The organism is Microcoleus sp. N9_A2 (assembly GCF_036701775.1).
GTDB lineage: Bacteria > Cyanobacteriota > Cyanobacteriia > Cyanobacteriales > Microcoleaceae > Microcoleus.
Window position 1 is genome coordinate 1 of sequence record NZ_JAUBRH010000159.1, and the last position, 1,232, is coordinate 1,232.

Annotated in this window: 1 protein-coding gene; it reads left to right on the plus strand. The window is 43.7% G+C overall.

Annotated features, from left to right (window positions below):
- Positions 1-85 precede the first annotated feature (85 nt).
- On the plus strand, positions 86-1,207 hold the full coding sequence (locus QUA44_RS30530; RefSeq protein WP_333257679.1) for a transposase: 1,122 nt from the start codon (positions 86-88) through the stop codon (positions 1,205-1,207).
- Positions 1,208-1,232: the final 25 nt, after the last annotated feature.

Consider the following 1,232-nt stretch of genomic DNA (forward strand, 5'->3'; position numbering starts at 1 on the left):
CTGAGATCTTGCACCATTCTCAATTAGCCCTTGCATTGTGTACCCAAATGTGAAATAAAGGGCGTATAAACAATGTGATAAGTTAATGTTAACCATCCTTAATTACGCCCAAGCATTAGTCTATACCTTGATGGATTTAATGCCAAGCAAATATCAACAAAAAAGTCTGCGAGCCTTGCTAGGTCTATTTCTGGAAGCAACAGGACAAAGTTTACCTCAGCATTCTCAAACAGTAAGTGCCAGCGCGATTAGTCGCTTCCTCAATCATTATCAATGGTCAGTCCGGGCAGTAATTAGAGTTGTGCGGGCAGAGATCATCAGGCAAGTCAAAGCCGAAAGAGGGCTTGGGAGGCGACCAATTTTAACTGTAATTTTGGATATGACCACCCTCGAAAAAATTGGTAAGTTCTCAGGGTTAGGGAAACTAATTAGAGTCTATAATGGTAAACGAGGATTGCACCTGTTAGTCCTCTACATACTTGTGGGAAGAAGTCGAGTACCCTGGGGGTTCCGAGTCGATCGGGGGAAGGGAGAGTTGGCGCCAATAAAACTCGGTCAAAGATTGCTAAAAACTCTGCCAAAAACCTTAACAGCACATTATGAAATTCGAGTATTAGGTGATAGCGCATTTGGCAGTATAGAAATGCTCAAATGGGTAAAAAAACAACCACGTACAAGTGGTATTTTTGGGATTAGGAGCGATCGGAGGTTGGCAGATGCGCGGCAGGTAAACCAAGGACTGCAAAGGGGTCAGCAAGTAGTGCTGCAAGGATTAAACTTTCCAGTCACCCTGTCTTGGTATTGGCTCAAACGGGATGATGGCAGTCTCGAAAAACGCTTTGTAATTTCGACAAAACCTTTATCTGCTGTTTACATTACTCGACTCGGTAGAAGACGTTGGCAGATTGAAGGATTCTTTAAGACAGTGAAACATCGGTTTGGTTTGCATCGGTTTGGACAAAGCACTTTATTGGGAGTTTATCGGTGGCTAGTATTATCTTTTATTGCCTACTTTCTCGCCTTCTGGGCATATTTAGCATCGGGAAAAACTACCTTGCCAGATTGGGGAGAGGCGGCGCTACTGGCGAGAGAAACTTTGTTGGCATCTCTAGTAGTTTTGGGGCTGTTAATTAATATCGATCGCACCCAGAGTTTAGCTCGTCAGCAGGGTTTTGACATCACTGTTAGTGGTTGGCAGTATGGCTAATTGAGAATGGTGCAAGATCTCAGTT

Coding starts and splice junctions, on each gene's coding strand:
- QUA44_RS30530 (WP_333257679.1), top strand. CDS start 86: ATGTTAACCATCCTTAATTACGCCCAAGCATTAGTCTATACCTTGATG.